This window comes from Pseudomonas sp. GD03842, assembly GCF_029841165.1.
In the GTDB taxonomy this organism is placed as follows: domain Bacteria; phylum Pseudomonadota; class Gammaproteobacteria; order Pseudomonadales; family Pseudomonadaceae; genus Aquipseudomonas.
In genome coordinates this window covers 59,349-80,350 of sequence record NZ_JAOCEA010000010.1, presented here as the reverse complement: position 1 = coordinate 80,350, position 21,002 = coordinate 59,349, and the positions used below count along the sequence as shown (strand labels likewise).

Sequence of the window (21,002 nt, the reverse complement as noted above, 5' to 3'; positions counted from 1 at the left end):
TCTCAATTAAGAACCACGTTTCACAATCCTGAGATAAAGGGCTTCCCCCTGAGTTCAGGCGAAATATGAAACGGTGGAAATCGCGCTACGGCAGATGGGCTGAAAATATCGATACCGTAATCAATTCTCACGGCAATACCACAGGCTTCGGGCCTGTTTCTTTATGATTCAGTGAGACGCCATGCGCCCCCTGTTTACCCGGTGTGCTCCACCGGCCAAAGTTTTTTAACACTTTTCCGACGAGTGAATCCTCAACGGGAGGTGATAGTCACTATCGATTTTCGTAATAGTTTGAAACTTCCTATTGGTGTTACCGTTGTCGTCGATGAAGCACACGACTCCATTACCTGATGAATCCGCAGCATCAGGTCATTGAATCTTGCTCCACTTCATCATTCCTTTGGTAAGACTTTTTCAGCCACCTCACGCCTGTGCGGTGGCTTTTTTTATTTAAATAATTATTCATCTTCAATAAAGCCCAGATTGATTTATAGGGTGTTTTTCAATACTCCCCTGCCGCTAATACTCCACGCTTTAATCCGGTTATTGTGCAGAATCAGGCAAGTTCAGTTGAGTTAACTTTTCTTCATGTTATCCATCCGTCGTGTGATTGCGCCGGCCTTGGAAATCCCCCTATCGGCACTCCACCGTAGACCAAACACACTTTCCTCCCCCTCGAACCGATCGGCGTCGAGCGGCCGACGAAACGGATATTGGCTGGAGTCGGCGCACGGTTTCTGGTCTAGTAGCGCTCCATTTTGTCTAAATCGGCGCGCGTCGTTCTGTCACGGACGTTGCAGCCGTCATTGCAAAGGTGCCTGGATGCCTGATCATCGCTTGAAAATTGCCCTGACCTGCCTGCCATTGCTGGCCAGTTTCGCTTCGTCCTCTGCATTTGCCCATGCCCATCTGGAGAGCCAGCAGCCTGCTGCAGATAGCGAGGTCACGTCGCCAAAGGAGCTGCGGTTGAATTTCTCGGAAGGGGTTGAGGACACGTTCACCAAAGTCGCCATCAGCCGAGATCGCCCGGGCGACACTACCGAAATCATCCAGACGCAAAGCATCGCCACCGATCCGGCTGACAAGAAAGTGCTCATCGTCGTCCCTTCCGTGCCGCTGGCACCGGGCAAGTACAAGGTCGAATGGCACGCGGTGTCCGTCGACACCCATAAAAGCGAAGGTCTCTACCGCTTCACCGTCACGCCCTGACCCATGCACGAAGGACTGATTCTGTGCCGATTCCTGCATTTCGGCGCCGTATCGCTGCTGTTCGGTTGCAGCGTGTTTCGGCACGTGCTGTTCCGGTCCCGCTTACCCGGGTTTGAAGTCAGCCCGGCGCGCGTACGTCTCGACCGCGCGCTCAACCGCCTGGTGGTGCTCGCTTTGCTCAGCGCCGTCGGCTGGCTGATGCTGACCGCCGCCAGTATGACGGGTGACTGGCAGGATGCTTTTTCGCTGAATACCCATCGCTTGGTGCTGAGCCACACGTTTTTTGGTCGTATCTGGTGCCTTCATCTGCTGCTCTGCGGGCTGTTACTGCTCCTCGGGCAGAAACTCGCGCCGCTGCCCAGGCTGTCGATCAGCGCCCTACTCTTGTTCACGTTGGCACCCGTTGGCCACGGCGCGATGTTCGATGGCACGCAGGGTGCCTTGCTGATCCTCAATCAGGCCGTGCACTTGGCCAGCACCGCGAGCTGGCTGGGTGGCCTGCTGATGCTGGCTGTCCTGCTCACGAGCCGCTCCGAGATCGATGTTCGACGTGTACTGATCCGCTTCAGTGGCATCGGGTACGCACTGGTGGCGCTGATCGTCACCACGGGCATGATCAACGTTTGGGCGTTGAGTGGCGGTTTCTGGCCAGACCCACCGTTCGCAGGATTCGGCCAGGTACTGACGGTCAAAGTCGCCATGGTGCTCTGCATGCTCACGTTGGCAGGCCTCAATCGCCGCCTGGCACGGGCGCCGAGGATGAACATTTCGTTGCTAAGCCGGAGCATCGTGTTGGAGGGCCTGTTTGGCGCTGCCGCATTGATCGCGGTCTCGCTTTTGGGCACCCTTCCCCCCATGTCGGGCTGAATTCGAGCGCAAGAGTCGGAGTTTCACGGGAGCGCCCCCAGACTATTGTGTGAGCTCAGCAGGCTTTCCAAAGGAATCGACCATGGCCCCGCGCACCCTTCAGCCCCTCGCCCCCCGCACAGAAGACGACCCTCGCTGGGCTTCCGTGCTGGCACGGGACCCGGCCGCGGACGGGCGCTTCGTCTACGCCGTACGCACGACGGGCATCTACTGCCGCCCGAGCAGCGTGTCACGCTTGCCGCGCCCGGAAAACGTGGTCTTTTTCGACAATGCCGAACAAGCCGAGGCGGCGGGCTACCGCCCCAGTAAGCGCGCGAGCGGCGATCAGACGCAGTTGATGGAGCATTACACTGTCCTGGTCCAGCAGGCCTGCCGACGCATCGCCGAAGCAGAGCAGCCATTGAGCCTCAATGAACTGGCCGCCCATGCAGGCATGAGCCCCTGGCATTTTCACCGGGTGTTCAAGGCCGTCACCGGCGTCACGCCGAAAACTTGGGCCAATGGGCACCGGGCCGACAAGGTCCGCACTCGGTTGGCCGACCGGTGCAGCATCACCGAGGCCATGTACGACGCTGGGTTCAATTCCAACAGTCGGTTCTACGCCGCCACTGATCAACTGCTGGGCATGACGCCGTCAGACTATCGAAATGGCGGTGGCAAGGACGCGATTCACTTCGCCATTGGCGAATGCTCGCTCGGGTCGATTCTTGTCGCGCAAAGTGTGCGCGGGATCTGCGCCATTCTGCTGGGGGACGATCCCGAACGACTGCTGATCGATCTGCAAGACCAGTTTCATGCTGCGACATTGATCGGTGACGACCCGGACTTTGCCCGCGTGGTCGCACAGGTCGTGGGGTTCGTCGAGGCGCCGGGGCTGGGCCTCGACCTGCCGCTGGATCTACGGGGAACCGCCTTTCAGCAGCGGGTGTGGCAGGCGCTGAAGGACATTCCCCCTGGCGCCACCGCCAGTTACGCGGACATCGCGAAACGCATCGGGGCGCCCACCTCGTTTCGCGCAGTGGCGCAAGCCTGCGGAGCCAATCACCTGGCCGTCGCCATCCCCTGCCATCGCGTGGTCCGCAGCGACGGGGCGTTGTCAGGCTATCGCTGGGGTGTGGAACGCAAGCGCCGCCTGCTTGAGCGTGAAACACAGGCAACCTCAGGTAACAGCTTAGGCCTTGAGAAAACGTGACAGGGGCGTAGTTTCGGGTCGAAATTTCCGACACGGGAGTATGGACGTGCCTAGCCTATTTCAACCGTCGATCACCGCTGCACCTGCTTTCTGGCTGATCGCCGATCAGCTCGATACGCGCAACGAAACCGAACGTCTGGCGTATATCCGAAGCGGCTTTCCCCCGGGCTGGGTCAAGGCGATACGGGCCGCATTTCAACTGAGCAACAGGCAACTGGAGACGCTGCTCAACGCCTCGATGTCGACGCTGGAACGTCGCCTGAAACAGCGACGGCCGCTGGACGTCGTCAGCTCCGAACGTGTCGATCGCATCGCCTCGTTGGCCATGCGTGCTGCCGAGGTGTTCAATGATCAGTTGACGGCGCAACGCTGGATCATGACCGAGAATCCTGCGCTGAACGACCAAACGCCGCTCACGCTGTGTGAAACCGAAATCGGCGCCATGCAGGCGCGGCGGGTCCTGGCGGCACTGGCACACGGAGGGGCGGCCTGATGCACGCCTGGAGACTCGCCATGGCCGACGCCATATTCGACTTTTCCGGTGAAGGGGCGGCGCAATACGGAGGGCGCTGGAATTACCCCGAGCACCCTGCGCTTTACCTGGGACTGACTCCAGCGACCTGCGTGTGGGACACGACGTGGATGGCCGGCCATCTGCCGCGTCTGCCATTGAAACTGATGCACCTGCGACTGCCGGCCACCCCTGAGTTGTACCTGGAGTTGACGGCAGCGCAGTTGCCCAAAGACTGGGACGCTTTGCCAGCAGACAAGCCGAGCATGACGCTTGGCAGTGAATGGCTGGCCAAGGGCGAACACTTGGGATTGATCGTACCATCGGCCACCCTGCAGCAGGTCCGCTGGCTGATGATCAATCCCAGGCACCCCGCCTGCGACCGAATCCAGGTGCTGCAGGTCACCGACTTCGTCTGCGGCCGCCCGCAGCGTTCGAGGGCGCTCTAGCGCTGAGTATCGACCACGACCCGCCCGCGCACCTCGCCAGCCATCAAACGATGGGCCGTCTCGATCACGTCTGACAAACCAATGGGGTGGGTGATCAAGGCGAGTGCCGCAGGGTCGAGGTCTTTCGCCAGGCGGTCCCAAGCCCGAATGCGGTCTTCACGCGGCCGCATCACGCTGTCAATTCCTGCCAGGGTCACCCCGCGCAGGATGAACGGTGCGACCGAGGCAGGAAAATCCATGCCTTGCGCCAGGCCGCAGGCGGCGACGGTGCCCCAATAGCGGGTGCTGGCACAGATATTCGCCAATGTGTGGCTGCCCACTGAATCGATGGCACCTGCCCAGCGCTCTTTGGCCAGCGGCCGCCCCGGCTCGGCGAGGGTTGCCCGATCGATGATCTCGGCGGCACCCAGTCGCTTGAGGTAGTCGGCTTCGCTCAGGCGCCCGGTCGAGGCGACGACGCGATAGCCCAGCCGGGCCAGGATCGCGATGGAAAAACTGCCCACGCCCCCGTTCGCGCCAGTGACCAGCACCTCGCCCTTGTCAGGCGTCACGCCGTTCCTTTCTAACGCCATGACCGCAAGCATCGCGGTGTAACCCGCCGTGCCAATGGCCATGGCTTGCTCTGTCGAGAAGGCCGTGGGCAACGGAATCAACCACTTCCCCTGCACCCGTGCCTTCTGTGCCAGCCCACCCCAATGCCCCTCGCCCACGCCCCAACCATTGAGCAACACGCGGTCACCCGGCGAGAAGTCCGGATCACTGCTGTGTTCGACCGTGCCCGCCAGATCGACGCCGGGCACCATCGGGAAACTGCGCACGATGGGCCCCTTGTTGGTGATGGCCAAGGCATCCTTATAGTTGAGCGTGCTGTGGGCCACGCGTACCGTCACATCGCCTTGAGGCAATTGTGCCTCGTCAATGGCGGTGAGCTTTACCTGGTAGCCGCCGTCATCCTTGTCGATCAAAACGCCGTTAAACATGGTTTGCCTCCGGTATAGACCAATCGTCTATAAATAGAACCGGAAAATCACCGTGGCAGGCCACGGAGAAATCCGCTGATGAAGGTGTTAAGGGGAGCGTCGCCTTGGACCAGCCGAGCACGAAGCACCGCGCCCTCCCAGCCGATCCAGAAATAAGCCGCCAACTCAGCGCAATCGGTGTGTCGGGGCAGTTCGCCCGCCTCTTTAGCGGCTTCGAAACACCGGCACAGTCGTCGCTGCCAGTCGAGGAAGATGGCTTCCAGCGCGCCTCGGAACCCTTCGGGCAAGACGCTGACTTCCTGACCCATGTTGCCGACCAGACAACCCCGGCGGTAGTCATAACGCGCCATGCTGGCCTTTGAGTGTTGCACGAACCCGGCCAGTCGCTCCAAAGGTGAAAGCGACTCGTCCAGCAGCCAGCGGTCCAGCCGCCGGGCAAAATACCCGGCATAGCTGGCCAGGACGTCGAGACCGAACGCCTCTTTGCTCGCGAAATAGTGATAGAACGACCCTTTCGGCACGCCAACGCGCTTGAGAAGGCCGTCGATACCGGTGGCCATGAAGCCCTGTTCGGTCAAGACTTCCACGCCACACCGAATCAGCGCTTCACGGGTGTCGAAGTCATCCGGACGGGCGATTTTCGGCGGCCGACCTGGGCGTCTGGGTTTAACAGTCGAGTCATTCATGGGGTTGCATATTAGACTGACCGTCTATTAAATCAACCGCGCACTGAAAAAAATAATCGACGCCCTCACCGCGTCGCCAGCGGAAAAGAGCCTTTCAGGAGAAGCTGCCCATGATTGCCTGGCCTGACACCCGGTTGCTCAAGTTACTCGGCATCGAAGTCCCCATTCTGCTTGCACCCATGGCAGGGGCTGCAGGCTCGGAACTGGCCATCGCCGTCGGGCGAGCCGGTGGGCTGCCGTCGCTGCCCTGCGCGATGCTCAGCCATGAACAGATCATCGAGGAGGTGGCATTGATCCGCGCCGGGACTCGCGCGCCGTTGAACCTCAATTTTTTCAGCCACCAAAACCCGGCGCCCAATGCAGCAGCCGATGAGGCCTGGAAGCAACTCCTCAAGCCTTACTATCAAGAACTGAAGGCCGACTTCGAGGCGCCTACGCCGCGCTCGAACCGGGCCCCATTCGACGAGGCCAGTTGTGCCTTGGTCGAAAACCTCAAGCCGCAAGTGGTCAGTTTCCATTTTGGCCTGCCCGCCGCGCCCCTCGTCGAACGCGTCAAGGCCACCGGCGCTGTCATCGTTTCCTCCGCAACGAATGTCGAGGAAGCCATCTGGCTGGAGCAGCATGGATGCGACGCGATCATTGCCATGGGGTACGAGGCCGGAGGGCATCGCGGCATGTTCCTCAGCGACCAGTTGCACACCCAGATCGGCACACTGGCACTGGTGCCACAAGTCGTCGACGCCGTCAGCGTCCCGGTCATCGCCGCCGGCGGCATCGCCGACAGCCGCGGGATTTCCGCCGCGTTCATGCTCGGCGCCGCTGCGGTCCAAATGGGGACCGCCTACTTGTTCACCTCACAAGCCCGGATCTCGACCCTGCACCGCACGGCGCTCGCGTCGGCAACCGACAGCCAGACAGCGCTGACCAACCTTTTCACCGGTCGCCCGGCGCGCGGGATCGTCAACCGCATCATGCGGGAGATCGGCCCGATGAACCCCCGCGCCCCTGCCTTTCCAACGGCCGGGGGTGCGCTGATGCCCTTGCGCAGCCAGGCTGAAGCCAAAGGCGACGAGGGCTTCATGAACCTGTGGGCAGGCCAGGCCGTAGGCATCAAGCATGCTTTACCAGCCGAAACACTGACCCGAGAGCTTGCAATTGGGGCCCTGGCTCGGCTCAGCGGCATCCGCAGCTGACCTACACGGTGTACGTCGGGCTTCCTTGAGGTGATCAGTCGCTATATATTTCACTGCATAGCGGTTGACCGACCTCCGGCGGTTCCGTGATCACCCTGTCCCAGCCATCATGGAGCTGCTTCAATGCGCGCCACCCCCTTTCGGATCCCGTTCACTTCCTTGACGATCGCCCTGTTCGCCTTGTCGGCCGCGACCTGTTATGCCGATGAAGTACAGGTCGCCGTCGCGGCCAACTTCACCGCGCCGATCCAGGCGATCGCCAAGGACTTCGAGAAGGACACCGGTCATACGCTGGTCGCCTCGTACGGAGCGACTGGGCAGTTCTATACCCAGATCAAGAACGGCGCGCCTTTCGAGGTGTTCCTGTCGGCGGATGACACGACCCCAGCCAAGCTGGAAAGCGAGAACGAAAGCGTAAAGGGCTCGCGGTTCACGTATGCGGTCGGCACCTTGGCCCTGTGGTCGGCCAAGGCAGGCTATGTCGATGACAAAGGCGAGGTGCTGAAGAGTCCCGATTACCAGCACCTCTCGATCGCCAATCCTAAAACAGCCCCCTACGGCCTCGCTGCGACGCAGGTGCTGGAAAAACTGGGCCTGACCGAGGCCACCAAAGCGCGGATCGTTGAAGGCCAGAGCATTGCCCAGGCCTATCAGTTCGTGCAGACAGGCAATGCCGAGTTGGGTTTCGTCGCCCTTTCGCAAGTGTACAAAGATGGCAAGCTGAGCAGTGGCTCGGCCTGGATCGTGCCCGCCGACCTGCATGAGCCGATCCGACAAGACGCGGTGATCCTCAACAAAGGCAAGGACAACCCCGCCGCCAAGGCGTTGATGGATTACCTCAAGGGCCCGAAAGCCGCTGCTGTGATCAAGTCGTTCGGGTACCAGCTGTAAATGCCGCTCAGCAGCGCGGACTTTGCCGCCATTTGGCTGACCCTGAAACTGGCCTCCCTGACGACCCTGATCCTGCTGATCCTCGGCACTCCTGTGGCGCTGTGGCTGGCGCACACGCGCTCCTGGCTCAAGGGGCCCGTTGGCGCAGTGGTGGCCTTGCCGTTGGTGCTGCCGCCGACGGTCATCGGCTTCTACCTGCTGCTGTTCCTCGGGCCGAACGGCGCGGTGGGCCGGTTTCTGGAGAGCCTGGGGCTCGGCAGCCTGACCTTCAGCTTCAGCGGCCTGGTGGTCGGGTCGGTGCTGTATTCCATGCCGTTTGTGGTTCAACCTTTGCAAAACGCCTTCATGGCCATCGGCCCGCGCCCGCTAGAAGTGGCCGCCACCCTGCGCGCCAGTCCGCTGGACACGTTCTTCTCAGTGGTGTTGCCGCTGGCGCGCCCGGGTTTCGTCACGGGTGCGATCCTGGGGTTTGCCCACACCGTCGGAGAATTCGGCGTGGTACTCATGATCGGCGGCAACATTCCGGAGCGAACCCGCGTGGTGTCGACGCAAATCTACAACCACGTCGAATCCATGGAATACACACAAGCACACTGGCTGGCCGGTGCCATGCTGGCGTTCTCCTTCCTGGTCCTGTTGGTGCTCTATTCCCGCGGCAAGACCCAAGCAGCCTGGCGCTGATCCCATGACTTCATCCCTCGATATTCGATTGAACCTGACGTTTCCCGACTTCGACGTTGACCTTGATTTGTCGCTGCCGGGACAGGGCGTGACGGCCTTGTATGGCCAATCCGGCTCGGGCAAGACCACCTGCCTGCGCTGCATTGCCGGGCTTGAAGCGGCGGCCCGCGGTTACATCTCGATCAACGGCCAGGTCTGGCAGGACACCAGCACTCGCCTATTCGTCCCGCCGTACAAGCGTGCACTGGGCTACGTGTTTCAAGAAGCCAGCCTGTTCGAGCACCTGACCGTGCGGGGTAACCTGGACTTCGGGCTGAAACGCGTCGCCCCCGCCGAGCGTCGAGTGGACCTCGAACAGGCGACCACGTTGCTGGGCATCGATCATCTGCTGGCGCGACGTCCCGACAAGCTTTCGGGCGGCGAACGCCAGCGCGTCGGCATCGCACGCGCGCTGCTGACCAGCCCTCGCCTGTTGCTGCTCGATGAGCCCTTGGCCGCACTGGACGCCCCGCGAAAGGCAGAGATCCTGCCCTATCTGGAACGCCTGCACGCCGAACTCGAGATTCCCATGGTGTACGTCAGCCATTCCCAGGACGAGGTCGCGCGCCTGGCCGATCACCTGGTGCTGCTCGACGGTGGCCGCGCGCTGGCCAGCGGCCCCATCGGCGAAACCCTCGCCCGCCTCGACCTGCCACTGGCCATGGGAGACGATGCGGGCGTCGTCATCGAAGGCGTCGTCGACGCCTACGACAAGGCTTACCAATTGGTCACCGTGCGGATTCCCCACAGCGACCTCACCTTGCGCGTTGCCCACAGCGCTGTGGCGACCGGCAGAGGGCTACGCTTCAAGGTGCAAGCCCGGGACGTCAGCCTGAGCCTGCAAGCCGAGGACCACAGCAGCATCCTCAATCGCTTGCCGGTGACCGTGGTCAGCGAAGCGGCTGCGGACAACGCGGCCCACGTGCTGGTCAGGCTCGACGCCGCGGGCACTCCGTTGCTGGCGCGGATCACCCGCTACTCCCGGGACCAATTGCACCTCAGAGCGGGCCAGCAGCTCTGGGCGCAGATCAAGTCAGTGGCGGTGCTGGCGTGAAGCGTCACTGACAATCCGATCAGAATTCCGGCACGACTGCGCATGGGAACGGTCAACCAAGAGACTCGTTATCAGGACCGCTGCTCATGCCGGACGTCACCCACATCGAAGACCTGCCCAAAGACCTGCATTACGTCGATGACAGTCAGCCGGGCTTCACCCGCAAGATCCTGCGGGGCAAATTCGCCTATTTCGATACCCACGGCGAACGCATACGCGATGAGGCGCAGATCAAACGCATCAATGCCCTGGTCATCCCGCCTGCCTATAAGGATGTGTGGATCTGTGCCGACCCGCAGGGCCACCTTCAGGCCACCGGGCGCGATGCGCGAGGACGCAAACAATACCGTTATCACCCGCGCTGGCGAGAGATCCGAGATGAGAACAAGTACTCGCGCATGATCGCCTTCGGCGCGGCGCTGCCCAAGGTGCGCAAACAACTGGAAGCCCAACTGGCAGCCCCGGGCATGGGCCGAGAGAAAGTCATGGCGGCGGTGGTGTCGTTGCTGGACCAGACGCTGATCCGAATCGGCAACAGCCAGTACGCACGGGACAACCGTTCCTATGGCCTGACCACCTTGCGCAACAAACATGTGGACGTGCGTGGCAGCAAGATTTTGTTCCAGTTTCGCGGCAAGAGCGGCGTCGAGCATCAGGTCAGCGTGACCGACCGACGCCTGGCGAACATCATCAAGCGTTGCATGGAGCTGCCTGGTCAAAACCTGTTCCAGTACCTCGACGATGAGGGTCAGCGGCACACCGTAAGTTCCCACGACATCAATCAGTACCTGCATCAACTGACCGGCGCCGACTTCACCGCGAAGGACTACCGCACTTGGGCTGGCAGCGCCATGGCCCTGGCGACGTTGCGTAAACTGGACTGGGAACCGGAATCCGATGCGAAGAAGCACATTGTCGCCATGGTCAAGGAAGTGGCCCGACTGCTGGGCAACACGCCTGCTGTGTGCCGCAAATGCTATATCCACCCGGCGGTACTGGAAGCGTTCGTGATTGGCGAATTGGCTAAACTGCCTCGCTCACGGCAACGCAAAGGCTTGCGCCTCGAGGAAGCAGCGCTCGCCGGTTTCCTCAACGGCCTGCAAGTCGCCGAGCGGTTGCGAGAGGAGACCCCCTGAGTCACCGTGTACCGCCCGCGCAGATGAGCTGCGCGTTGCCACCGCTGAACAAGGCCCACCATGACGACTGCGCCACAACCGCCTGAAAAAGCCAATCCGCCCTCCGACGCCTCGTCCAATGCGCCGCCCGACCGTACCGGTTTCGTGAGGGTGCGGGGCGCGCGCGAGCACAATCTCAAGAACGTCGACGTCGACATTCCTCGCGATGCGCTTGTGGTGTTCACGGGCGTTTCCGGCTCGGGCAAATCTTCACTCGCCTTCTCGACGCTGTACGCCGAGGCGCAGCGCCGCTATTTCGAATCGGTCGCACCTTATGCCAGGCGTCTGATCGATCAGGTCGGCGTCCCGGACGTGGACGCCATCGACGGTCTGCCGCCTGCCGTGGCGCTGCAGCAGCAACGTGGCACGCCCAGCACTCGCTCCTCGGTCGGCAGCGTGACCACGCTGTCGAGTCTTATTCGCATGCTGTACTCTCGCGCCGGCGACTACCCCGCCGGGCAACCGATGCTCTATGCAGAAGACTTTTCACCCAACCTGCCGCAGGGCGCCTGTCCCGAATGCCATGGGCTTGGCCGGGTCTATGAAGTGCCTGAAGAGCTGATGGTGCCGGATGATTCCCTGACCATCCGCCAACGCGCGATTGCTTCCTGGCCTCCGGCCTGGCAAGGGCAAAACCAGCGGGACATCCTGGTGACGCTGGGGTATGACGTGGACATCCCTTGGCGCGACCTGCCGAAAAAACAACGCGATTGGATTCTGTACACAGAGGATCAGCCCACCGCCCCCGTGTATGCAGGCATGACGCCCGAACAGACCCGTCAAGCGCTCAAGCGCAAGCTTGAACCCAGCTATCAGGGGACTTTCATCGGCGCCCGGCGGTATGTTCTGCATACGTTTACCCATTCACAAAGCGCGCTCATGAAAAAGCGTGTTTCTCAGTTCATGCGCGGCAGTCCCTGCCCGCTGTGCGATGGCAAACGGTTGAAGCGTGAAGCGCTTTCAGTGAAGTTCGCTGGGCTGGACATCGGCGAGCTGTCGCAGATGCCTCTGCTACGCCTGGCCGATATCCTGGCCCCCGTCGCAGCGGGAGACGACGCGACGGGCGCTTCCGTGGAGAAGAAGCTTGCCGCCGAGCGCATCGCTCAGGACCTGCTGGCTCGGGTCCGCACCCTGACCGATCTGGGCCTGGGCTACCTCTCGCTCGATCGGAGCACACCCACCCTTTCTTCGGGGGAACTGCAACGCCTGCGGCTGGCTACACAGCTCGGGTCGCAATTGTTTGGCGTGATCTACGTGCTGGATGAGCCCTCCGCCGGACTTCACCCGGCCGACAGCGAAGCGCTGTTCGCTGCTCTTCAGCAGCTCAAGGCCGCGGGCAACTCGCTGTTCGTGGTCGAGCATGATGTCGAAACCATGCGCCGGGCCGATTGGCTGGTGGACGTCGGCCCGGCTGCCGGCGAACAAGGTGGACGGGTACTGTACAGCGGCCCGCCCGCAGGCCTGGCGCAGGTCGAGGCATCAAAAACCCGAGAGCACCTGTTCGACGATCGACAAGACCTGCGCACCGATCGGCGTCAACCGAAGGACTGGTTGCGTCTGGCGGGGGTAACGCGCAACAACCTCAAGGACCTGAGCGCCGAATTCCCGGTGGGCTGTTTCACCTCAGTGACGGGCGTCTCCGGATCAGGCAAATCCAGCCTGATCAGTCAGGCGTTGCTGGAATTGGTGGGTGATGAATTGGGGCGGCCCGCCACGGGGCCCGACCAGGAAGAGCTCAGCCTCGAAGACGACTCACCTCAGCCTACCGATGGCCGCATCACGAGCGGCCTCACGGGTATCAAGCGGTTGGTGCAAGTGGATCAGAAACCGATCGGCCGTACCCCACGCTCCAATCTCGCGACTTACACCGGTCTGTTCGACAATGTCCGCAAACTGTTCGCGGCCACCGACGACGCAAAAGCCGCTGGCTATGACGCCGGTCAGTTCTCCTTCAACGTCGCCAAAGGTCGTTGCGAGCGCTGCGAAGGTGAAGGTTTCGTCAGTGTCGAATTGCTGTTCATGCCCAGCGTGTATGCCCCCTGCCCGACCTGCCATGGCGCGCGTTACAGCCCGCAGACACTGGCCATCCAGTGGCAAGGGCTGACCATTGCCCAGGTGCTTCAACTGACGGTTGACCAGGCCGTCGAGGTGTTCGCGGCCCAACCCGGCGTGTTACGCGCACTGACCGTTCTGCATGACATCGGTTTGGGCTATCTGCGCCTGGGCCAACCGGCCACTGAACTGTCGGGTGGCGAAGCGCAACGTATCAAGTTGGCGACCGAACTCCAGCGTAATGCCCGCGGCGCCACGCTCTACGTGCTGGATGAGCCCACGACGGGCCTGCACCCCAGCGATGTGGACCGACTGCTCAAGCAGCTCAATCACCTGGTCGACAACGGACACACCGTCATCGTGGTCGAGCATGAAATGCGAGTGGTTGCGCAGAGTGATTGGGTGATCGATATCGGACCGGGCGCCGGCGATGAGGGGGGCAACGTCGTGGCCAGTGGAACGCCCGAACACGTGGCCAGCTCCCAAACCAGCCGCACGGCGCCTTTCATCAGGAAACTTGTTCGCAAGCCCTGATACCCCCCCCCTGCTGGATACGGGACGGCGCTGATCGCGGCGCGCAAAGAAAAGCCCGGCTGCGAAAGCCGGGCTTGGGACTGCCGAAACCAGTTCCTATTCAGGGACTTTTCCGGGCACCGCTTCGCGAGAAACGGGGTCATTGCTGGTGCGGGCAGGATGCAGCGGATCCACTTGAGGATCCGACACATCGGGAGAGTCAGGATCGAAACCCAGCTCATCATCCACGCCACTGCCAGTATTCGCCGTGCCGTTTTCCCGTTCGACCTGCGAGTCCTGATCCGACCCCGGGTTGCCAGGGGGTGGATTCCAGTCGACGGGGCGCTCGCCCCCCTGTTTCGGCTCGGACGCCGCTTGCTCCAGGCCCGAGCCGTGCCCTTCGCCGGTATCGGCGTTCGGCTCACCCGGGCCGGGATAGGCAGCTTTAGGTCCATTGTTATCGATGCTCATATCATTCTCCCACGTGACACGCGGTCTATCGCGCATACACATCGGAATGACGATATCGCCGAGAGTGCGATGGGATCGACGAGCGGGCAAATCCTGCATCATCCCCGCTCGCGGCGCTTAAATGATTGCCCAGAGCAAACCGGCACAGAACACAATCAGCACTGCACAGCCGAAAAATTGCAGGTCAGTGGCAAAATCCAGTTCTTCATCCATTTCACAGCACTCCATGGGGTCGAGATGGATTGATTGATTCTGCGGATTATCAGGAGTTCACAGCGTTTTCTGGCGAGAAATCATCGGTACTGATCGTGACTGATGGGTCGGCTGTGGAGCAGTCCCCTGGATGCTTTCGATGCAACCTATCGTCAGTCCGCCCCGTGGGTGGGCAAAGCCATGGGAGCCGCCACGACAGTTGATTTTGAGGTTGAGCAATAAGGTAAAACTCGGAAACCCGCTAAAGAGGTCGAGCGCTTTCAACAGGCCGAAGTAGAGAGAGGAGAAACAAGGACTGCACGCTGCAATCCCTGTTTGAAAGATGGTGCCCCGAGCCGGAGTCGAACCGGCACATCCTTTCGGACGACGGATTTTAAGTCCGGTGTGTCTACCAATTTCACCATCAGGGCATGTTGCAAATGGATTCAGCCGGTTCGACATTTGTCGACTGCTGAACCCGCAAGAGCTGGGAATATATACATCCCCTCCCTGCGACGCAAGCGTGAAACATTGCTGGATACGTCTAAAAAAATCTACAGACTCAAAAATAAAAAAGCTCTGTAAATCATGGATCTACAGAGCTTGTTTATAGTGGAGGCCGAGGTCGGAATCGAACCGGCGTAAACGGATTTGCAATCCGCGGCATAACCATTTTGCTACTCGGCCTCAAACATTCAACGCTCTAACCGCTAGCGCTCAATGCATACAAACTGGAGCGGGAAACGAGACTCGAACTCGCGACCCCGACCTTGGCAAGGTCGTGCTCTACCAACTGAGCTATTCCCGCTTGGTGTGGGCGCCATTCTATAGATTCAAATGACCCCGTCAACCCCTTGATTTAAAAATACTTATTATGGGCCCCTACTGCGCGCCGCCTGAAAGCACACTGCCCTTTGCGCCATTATCCAGCCCCGCTGCGGCGGCGACCTCGAGGCAACGACGCCCATGGTTCATGGTAGGAGCCTTTACGCACGGCGCAGGGGAAAATGCCCCTTAATTGAACGCTTGAGGGGGCAATTGATCCACGACGACTACGCCGTTGTCTTCAAATGCGGCCAGGCCGCCCGCAAATATTGGATCATCGACCACAACGTGAGCCCTGCCGCGACCATCAGTAGCACATAACCCAACACCACCCAGAACGTAAAGGCAGGCGGGTTGGCGAGCAGGATCACCAATGCAAGCATCTGCGCTGCTGTCTTCCATTTGCCGAGGTTCGAAACGGCGACTTGAGCACGCGCGCCCAGCTCGGCCATCCATTCGCGCAAGGCAGAGATCACGATTTCGCGGCCGATGATCACCGCTGCGGGCAGCGTCAGCCAGAAATTGGCGTGGACCTGCACCAACAGCACCAGCGCCACGGCTACCATCAGCTTGTCGGCAACAGGGTCGAGAAAGGCACCGAAGGGCGTGCTCTGCTGCAGGCGACGCGCCAGGTAGCCATCAAGCCAGTCGGTCGCGGCCGCGAGTGCGAATACCGAACTGGCCGCAAGGTAGCTCCAGTGGTACGGCAGATAAAACAGCAGAATGAAGATCGGAATCAGCAGGACACGTAAAACGGTGATCAGATTAGGGATGTTCATCGGCACAACTGGCTACAAGGTGAACGGGCATTCTACTCGCTGTGCAAGCTTGCATAAATCGACTCTGCAAGCTTTTTGCTGATTCCAGGTGCCTTGGCGATTTCCTCGATGCTGGCGCGGGACAGCTCCTGCAGGCCGCCGAAATGCTTCAACAGATCGCGACGCCGCGTCGGACCGACCCCGGCTACCCCTTCCAGCGTCGACGTGCGGCGGGTTTTACCGCGGCGCGCGCGGTGCCCCGTGATCGCAAAACGGTGCGCCTCATCGCGAATCTGCTGGATCAGGTGCAACGCTGGAGAATCGCCACGCAAAGTGAACTCATTGGCCGCCTCATTGAGGTACAACGTTTCGAAACCCGCCTTGCGTGTGGTCCCCTTCGCCACACCCAGCAGGATCAGATCAGGTATGGCCAGTTCATTCATGACTTCCCGCGCCATGTTCAATTGGCCTTTGCCACCGTCCACCAACAGGATATCCGGAAGTTTGCCTTCGCCGTCCTTGATCTTACCGAAGCGCCGGGTCAGCGCCTGATGCATCGCTGCATAGTCGTCGCCGGCCGTGACACCTTCAATATTGTACCGACGGTAATCCGACTTGATCGGGCCCTCGGGGCCGAAGACCACGCATGACGCAACGGTCGCTTCGCCGCTGGAATGGCTGATGTCGTAGCACTCCAATCGCTGAGGCGGCTCGTCGAGTTTGAGGACCTCGGCCAGCGCATCGAACCGCGCGGCGACGTGTTGACGGTTGGCGAGGCGCGCAGCGAGCGCTTGCTCGGCGTTAGTGACGGCCAGTTGCTGCCAGCGCGCCCGGGTGCCGCGCACTCGGTGACTGATGGTGATTTCACGACCACGGGAGTTCTCGATCGCTTCGATCAACGCAGGAAAGTCCTCATTGACGACGTTGACGATCACTTCCCCCGGCAACTCGCGCTCACCCCCGCCTAAAAAGTACTGCGCGAGGAAAGCCGACATCACTTCGCCGACCTCCTCTTCGATACCGACCTGAGGGAAGAAATTCTTGCTCCCCAGCACCCGGCCTCCACGCACGCTGATCAGGTGAACACAAGCGCCCCCCGGATTGACGAACGCCGCGACCACATCGACATCCCCCGTCCCGCCTTCCATGCTTTGTTGATCCTGAACGCGCCGCAGCAGGCCGATCTGGTCGCGCAACTCGGCGGCATGTTCGAAATCCAGGGCCATCGCGGCCTTCTCCATGAGCGCATTGAGTTCATCGCTCAGGGCATTGCTTCGCCCCTCGAGAAACATCACCGAGTGACGCACGTCCTCGGCGTAAATCTCAGGCTCCACAAGGCCCACGCAAGGTCCCTTACAGCGCTTGATCTGGTACTGCAGGCACGGCCGCGTGCGGTTTTTGTAGAAACTGTCCTCGCACTGGCGCACGTGAAAGGTCTTTTGCAGGATGCTCAGGCTTTCGCGAATGGCCCCGGCACTGGGGTAAGGGCCGAAATACCGACCTTTGGCCTTCTTCGCCCCGCGGTGAATGCTCAGACGCGGAAATGCGCCGTCCGACAGGTGCACGTAAGGATAAGACTTGTCGTCGCGCAACAGAATGTTATACGGCGGCCGTGATTCCTTGATCAACGTCTGCTCAAGCAGCAGGGCTTCCGTTTCGTTGGCGGTGATGGTGGTCTCAACGTGGGAAATGCGGCCAACCAGCGCGCTGGTTTTCGGCGCATGGCCGGTCTTGCGAAAGTAACTGGCCAGGCGTTTCTTGAGGTTCTTGGCCTTGCCCACGTAGAGCAGCCGCCCCTCCGTGTCGAACATGCGATACACGCCGGGTCGGCCGCTGCAGGTGGCCAGAAAGGCACTGGGATCGAACGATGGATTCATTTCAGGCGCTGGCATCGACCATGCCGTGACGCACGGCGAGCAAGGCAAGCTCGACGTCACTGCCGATCGACAATTTCTCGAAGATACGATAACGGTAGGTATTGACGGTCTTGGGCGACAGACACAGCTTGTCGGAAATGGTCTGCACCTTCTGACACCCGACGATCATCAAGGCAATCTGGATTTCCCTTTCGGAGAGCAGATCGAAGGGGGATTGGCTGGTCTGGGGCTGAAAGGATTTCAAGGCCAATTGCTGGGCGATCTGCGGGCTGATATAGCGCTGACCGGCAAACACCAGGCGGATGGCCTGGACCATTTCCGTCAGCCCCGCACCTTTGGTCATGTAGCCAGCCGCCCCCGCTTGCAGCAGGCGGGTCGGGAACGGATCTTCCTCGCACACCGTGACGGCGACCACCTTCATGTCGGGATGGCTGCGCATCAGTTTGCGCGTGGCCTCCAGCCCTCCTATGCCAGGCATCTTCACGTCCATCAGGATGACGTCAGGCTTGAGCTCGCGAGCCTTTTTCAAGGATTCTTCGCCCGAGTCGGCCTCCCCGACCACCTGAAGACCGTCGATGTCAGCCAGCATCCGCGTGATACCTGTCCGAACCAGATCATGGTCATCGACAACCAGCACCCTAATCAAGCAGACACCTCGCGGAACGTTTTATGACGAAAGATCGCCACCTTAACAAAAAGAAAGTGCATGACCTAGCGCGACATCGGTCGTCTGACCATGACAGAGGGTGTGTAGAGATAACGTCACGCTACCACTACCAACCTCGGAACCTGCAAAAAATCTCCACCGGCGCTGCCCGGCGCCCTAGACCCGCGGCCCTCCTACCCGGTTCATTTATCGGCTGTATAACTGGCTTTGTACTCGGCCAGCGTCGTCGTCAGGCGCCGAATGGCATCCTGATCCTCTTTGACCAGCGTTCGGTAGCTGCCCAATACCCATTCCTCCACTTCACTCAGGTTATCGATCGGCATCGGTGTGCGCGCGCCGGTCAGGACATACAGGACGTCGACACCTTTGGCGGCCACGGCCGCCAGGTAGTCGGCTTTGGGCGTGCGGTCGCCACTTTCATATTTACCCTGAGCATTGGGCTCAACACCGCCAATTTCTCCAAACGCTCGTTGTGAAAGCCCCAAGCGTTCGCGTTCTTCCCTAAGACGGGCACCAATTCCACTCATTTGAATGCGTAACCTTATTGACCCCATCCTTACGAATGGTAGAATCCCGATAAATTTAAACAGACTTGAACGGTTTTGAACTATGCCCGGAATACGCACCGCAGCACAAGCCAAGGCCTGGCTGGAACAACAGGGCAAATCTGTTCAAGAGTTTGCTCGGGAAAACAGCGTCGATCCGGCCACTACTTACCAGATCCTTTCCGGCCGGAAGAAGGGCCGACGTGGCGAATCCCACAAGGTCGCGGTGCTTCTTGGCATGAAAATCGGAATCATCCCGACAGCGCCCGTGGCAGAGAGCGAGCCATCGGCTGACTGAGCGTAGACTGGCCAGTCTGCGATAAACATTTTTTCGTCATGATGTCGCGGGCGGATGAAACCGTTCACGCTGCCGACCCTTCGGAGCGCCCTCGCACCGATCGATCGAGGTCATCGAAATTTCCAATTGCCCGGATGCAGCAGCGTGAAGTAAGCTCCCCGTCATTCAACGGAGACAGACCATGTTCCTTTCCATCCTTCCACAGCCTGTGAACCCTGCCGACGCCTCGCGTCAGGTGGCGGTCCTGACTGCGTGCAAGGGCGGTTCGGATCGCTCTCCCGCTTCCTATTTTTATGGGTATTGGTTTAGCCACTGGCGCGCCTGATACCCAAACGGCGCCCGCGATCAAAGGGACGCCACCAGAGAACACTCTAACCCCCGGTCGGCCTCCCGATCGGGGGTTTTGTTTTTCTGGCCTGAACACACCGAACACCGTTACGACTCAAGGAGCCCTCACATGAACGTCATCACCTATTACCGCAGCGACCTCGGCTTTGACTGGCGATTTAGCAACCTCCGTTCGGGACAGCCTGCCGCCTCCGATCGGTCACTCAACGGTGGCGAATCAGCATTGACGCTCACGACCCTTTGTCGAACACCCCAGTAGGTCCGCGCGGGAAAACGCCCGCCGACCAGGAAGCCTTGCACATGAACTCATCCGTCGCCGCAAAAGCCTTGTCCAACCTGCCAGACAGCCCAGTCAGGTTGATGGACACCCACCCTGCCCCGCTTCGTCTGCCCAGTACCATGGCGCTCAAACACCAGTTGCCGTTGACGTCTGAATTGACCCAGCAGATCGCTCGTCACCGGCAATCGGTGCGCGCCATCCTCAATGGCGAAGACAGTCGCCTACTGGTCGTCGTTGGCCCTTGCTCCCTTCACGACCCGCTATCCGCCCTTGAGTACGCCGAACGGCTGGCCAACCTGGCCACCGACGTCAGCGATCAGATGCTGCTGGTCATGCGCGCCTACGTTGAAAAACCGCGTACCACGGTAGGCTGGAAAGGGCTGGCCTACGATCCCCGCCTGGATGGCAGCGACGACATGATCGGGGGGCTGACACTGTCCCGCACCCTGATGCGCGAGATGGTCGGCCTGGGGTTGCCGATCGCGACCGAACTGCTGCAGCCGATGGCCGCCGGGTATTTCGATGACTTGCTGAGCTGGGCCGCCATCGGCGCGCGCACCACCGAATCACAGATTCACCGCGAAATGGCCAGCGGCCTGGCTTTGCCGATCGGGTTCAAGAACGGCACCGACGGCGGCGTTGCAGTGGCCTGTGACGCGATACGCGCTGCCGCTCACGCCCACCGTCATTTCGGGGTCGACGCCCACGGGCACCCTGCGGTCATCGAAACCTCTGGCAACCCGGACACCCACATTGTGCTGCGGGGCGGCCATGGCGGACCCAACTACGATGCGCAGAGCATCGAGCGAGTCAACGCCAGCCTCGATAAACAACGCATCGCGGCGCGCATCATGGTCGATTGCAGCCACGCCAACAGCGGCAAGGATCCACTGCGCCAGCCTCACGTCTTCAACGATGTGTTGCAGCAACGCCTGGCAGGGAATCAAACCCTGATCGGCATGATGCTGGAGAGCCACTTGTTCGAGGGTTGCCAGCCGTTGAGCGAGTCGTTGCGTTACGGCGTCTCCGTGACGGACGGCTGCCTGGGCTGGGACGGCACAGAGCGACTGTTGCGCGACGCCGTCGACAGGCTGCGCTACCGATAATCGACGGTCACAAGGTGCTGGCTAAACGCTGGTCTCTCTTTATTCCTTCAGGGGATCGCCGATGATGATCGCCCTGAAGGGGAATCCGTCGGAACTTTCCGCGGGAAAACCCGACCTTAATCCGGTAGGCTTTCATCTCTTTA

The 21,002-nt window shown here is 60.6% G+C and carries 20 protein-coding genes, 3 tRNA genes and 1 pseudogene; 14 read left to right on the top strand and 10 right to left on the bottom strand.

Annotated elements, in window-relative coordinates:
* Positions 1–822: 822 nt before the first annotated feature.
* The 5 genes from copC (at position 823) to N5D61_RS15530 (ending at position 4,228) form a co-directional block, all read left to right on the top strand.
* Positions 823–1,209 carry a copper homeostasis periplasmic binding protein CopC gene (gene copC / locus N5D61_RS15550; RefSeq protein WP_108240386.1) on the top strand — a complete coding sequence of 129 codons (387 nt, stop codon included), beginning with the start codon at positions 823–825 and terminating at the stop codon, positions 1,207–1,209.
* 3 nt (positions 1,210–1,212) lie between these two features.
* On the top strand, positions 1,213–2,076 hold the full coding sequence (gene copD, locus N5D61_RS15545) for a copper homeostasis membrane protein CopD (protein WP_108240387.1): 864 nt from the start codon (positions 1,213–1,215) through the stop codon (positions 2,074–2,076).
* An 82-nt stretch (positions 2,077–2,158) separates the two neighbouring features.
* Positions 2,159–3,268 carry a bifunctional DNA-binding transcriptional regulator/O6-methylguanine-DNA methyltransferase Ada gene (gene ada / locus N5D61_RS15540; protein WP_108240388.1) on the top strand — a complete coding sequence of 370 codons (1,110 nt, stop codon included), beginning with the start codon at positions 2,159–2,161 and terminating at the stop codon, positions 3,266–3,268.
* Positions 3,269–3,314: 46 nt separating this feature from the next.
* Positions 3,315–3,761: an antitoxin Xre/MbcA/ParS toxin-binding domain-containing protein gene (locus N5D61_RS15535; RefSeq protein WP_279893442.1), complete on the top strand. Its 447-nt coding sequence runs from the start codon at positions 3,315–3,317 to the stop codon at positions 3,759–3,761.
* A 20-nt stretch (positions 3,762–3,781) separates the two neighbouring features.
* Positions 3,782–4,228 carry an RES family NAD+ phosphorylase gene (locus N5D61_RS15530; RefSeq protein ID WP_279893441.1) on the top strand — a complete coding sequence of 149 codons (447 nt, stop codon included), beginning with the start codon at positions 3,782–3,784 and terminating at the stop codon, positions 4,226–4,228.
* Here the strand turns inward: N5D61_RS15530 and N5D61_RS15525 are convergent.
* On the bottom strand, positions 4,225–5,208 hold the full coding sequence (locus tag N5D61_RS15525) for an oxidoreductase (protein ID WP_279893440.1): 984 nt from the start codon (positions 5,206–5,208) through the stop codon (positions 4,225–4,227). The two genes, N5D61_RS15530 and N5D61_RS15525, sit on opposite strands and share 4 nt — an antisense overlap.
* Positions 5,209–5,255: 47 nt before the next feature.
* A complete protein-coding gene (locus N5D61_RS15520; protein WP_108240228.1) occupies positions 5,256–5,894 on the bottom strand; it encodes a TetR/AcrR family transcriptional regulator in 639 nt (212 codons plus the stop codon).
* A gap of 110 nt (positions 5,895–6,004) precedes the next feature.
* On the opposite strand from N5D61_RS15520, the gene N5D61_RS15515 reads away from it, so the two are divergent.
* The 6 genes from N5D61_RS15515 to N5D61_RS15490 all read left to right on the top strand — a co-directional run bounded on the left by N5D61_RS15515 (position 6,005) and on the right by N5D61_RS15490 (position 13,513).
* Positions 6,005–7,087, top strand: coding sequence for a nitronate monooxygenase (locus tag N5D61_RS15515; RefSeq protein WP_279893439.1), 1,083 nt, complete (start codon positions 6,005–6,007; stop codon positions 7,085–7,087).
* Positions 7,088–7,210: 123 nt separating this feature from the next.
* Positions 7,211–7,978, top strand: coding sequence for a molybdate ABC transporter substrate-binding protein (modA, locus tag N5D61_RS15510; RefSeq protein WP_279893438.1), 768 nt, complete (start codon positions 7,211–7,213; stop codon positions 7,976–7,978).
* Positions 7,979–8,659, top strand: a complete 681-nt coding sequence (gene modB, locus N5D61_RS15505; RefSeq protein WP_108240231.1) for a molybdate ABC transporter permease subunit — start codon at positions 7,979–7,981, stop codon at positions 8,657–8,659. It begins immediately after the preceding gene.
* A gap of 4 nt (positions 8,660–8,663) precedes the next feature.
* Complete coding sequence (gene modC, locus N5D61_RS15500; protein WP_279893437.1) at positions 8,664–9,752, top strand: molybdenum ABC transporter ATP-binding protein; 1,089 nt, start codon at positions 8,664–8,666, stop codon at positions 9,750–9,752.
* An 86-nt stretch (positions 9,753–9,838) separates the two neighbouring features.
* Positions 9,839–10,888: a DNA topoisomerase IB gene (locus N5D61_RS15495; protein ID WP_108240233.1), complete on the top strand. Its 1,050-nt coding sequence runs from the start codon at positions 9,839–9,841 to the stop codon at positions 10,886–10,888.
* 60 nt (positions 10,889–10,948) lie between these two features.
* Positions 10,949–13,513: an excinuclease ABC subunit UvrA gene (locus tag N5D61_RS15490; RefSeq protein WP_279893436.1), complete on the top strand. Its 2,565-nt coding sequence runs from the start codon at positions 10,949–10,951 to the stop codon at positions 13,511–13,513.
* Positions 13,514–13,663: 150 nt separating this feature from the next.
* Here the strand turns inward: N5D61_RS15490 and N5D61_RS15485 are convergent.
* From N5D61_RS15485 to N5D61_RS15450, 8 genes and pseudogenes are all read right to left on the bottom strand, one after another.
* Positions 13,664–13,741 (bottom strand): annotated as a pseudogene (locus N5D61_RS15485) (DUF6021 family protein); the annotation flags it as partial.
* Between the two features lie 758 nt (positions 13,742–14,499).
* Positions 14,500–14,586 (bottom strand) — tRNA-Leu (locus tag N5D61_RS15480).
* Between the two features lie 182 nt (positions 14,587–14,768).
* A tRNA-Cys gene (locus N5D61_RS15475) sits at positions 14,769–14,842 on the bottom strand.
* A 45-nt stretch (positions 14,843–14,887) separates the two neighbouring features.
* Positions 14,888–14,963, bottom strand: a tRNA-Gly gene (locus N5D61_RS15470).
* 244 nt (positions 14,964–15,207) lie between these two features.
* Positions 15,208–15,759, bottom strand: a complete 552-nt coding sequence (pgsA, locus tag N5D61_RS15465; protein ID WP_279893435.1) for a CDP-diacylglycerol--glycerol-3-phosphate 3-phosphatidyltransferase — start codon at positions 15,757–15,759, stop codon at positions 15,208–15,210.
* 32 nt (positions 15,760–15,791) lie between these two features.
* On the bottom strand, positions 15,792–17,615 hold the full coding sequence (gene uvrC / locus N5D61_RS15460) for an excinuclease ABC subunit UvrC (RefSeq protein ID WP_108240267.1): 1,824 nt from the start codon (positions 17,613–17,615) through the stop codon (positions 15,792–15,794).
* Between the two features lies 1 nt (position 17,616).
* Positions 17,617–18,261, bottom strand: a complete 645-nt coding sequence (gene uvrY, locus N5D61_RS15455; protein ID WP_108240236.1) for a UvrY/SirA/GacA family response regulator transcription factor — start codon at positions 18,259–18,261, stop codon at positions 17,617–17,619.
* Between the two features lie 203 nt (positions 18,262–18,464).
* Positions 18,465–18,809 (bottom strand): helix-turn-helix transcriptional regulator, encoded by a 345-nt coding sequence (locus tag N5D61_RS15450; RefSeq protein ID WP_108240237.1) that lies wholly within the window; start codon positions 18,807–18,809, stop codon positions 18,465–18,467.
* Positions 18,810–18,891: 82 nt separating this feature from the next.
* Between N5D61_RS15450 and N5D61_RS15445 the strand changes: the two genes are divergently transcribed.
* From N5D61_RS15445 to N5D61_RS15435, 3 genes are all read left to right on the top strand, one after another.
* Positions 18,892–19,125, top strand: coding sequence for a DNA-binding protein (locus tag N5D61_RS15445; protein ID WP_108240238.1), 234 nt, complete (start codon positions 18,892–18,894; stop codon positions 19,123–19,125).
* Positions 19,126–19,582: 457 nt separating this feature from the next.
* On the top strand, positions 19,583–19,732 hold the full coding sequence (locus tag N5D61_RS15440) for a hypothetical protein (protein WP_177411133.1): 150 nt from the start codon (positions 19,583–19,585) through the stop codon (positions 19,730–19,732).
* Between the two features lie 41 nt (positions 19,733–19,773).
* On the top strand, positions 19,774–20,859 hold the full coding sequence (locus N5D61_RS15435; protein WP_279893434.1) for a 3-deoxy-7-phosphoheptulonate synthase: 1,086 nt from the start codon (positions 19,774–19,776) through the stop codon (positions 20,857–20,859).
* The last annotated feature ends 143 nt before the right edge of the window (positions 20,860–21,002 follow it).